At 53.0% G+C, this 230-nt stretch carries 1 protein-coding gene; it reads right to left on the reverse strand.

Annotated elements, in window-relative coordinates; all coding sequences use genetic code 11:
- The coding region (locus ACSV5T_RS10500) for a recombinase family protein (protein ID WP_438321119.1) at positions 1-218 on the reverse strand (218 nt) is incomplete at its 3' end.
- Positions 219-230 lie beyond the last annotated feature (12 nt).

Below are 230 nucleotides of genomic sequence, written 5' to 3' on the forward strand. Positions count from 1 at the left end.
TAAGTCCGTCCAGCAGACAACTCCCGACGAGCGAGTTCCAACTTCTCCTCACTTACTCTTGGCTTACCTGGTACTTTACCACGGCGACGCGCTGCCGCGAGACCCGCCTTTACCCGCTCTTGAATCAGCTCACGCTCCATCTGACCCAGTGCTCCTAAAATATTAAAATACAACCGACCGGCAGGCGTACTCGTATCAATACTCTCGGTAATACTCACAAGCTGTGCACC

Source organism: Veillonella sp. ZSJB6, from assembly GCF_051549505.1.
GTDB lineage: Bacteria > Bacillota > Negativicutes > Veillonellales > Veillonellaceae > Veillonella.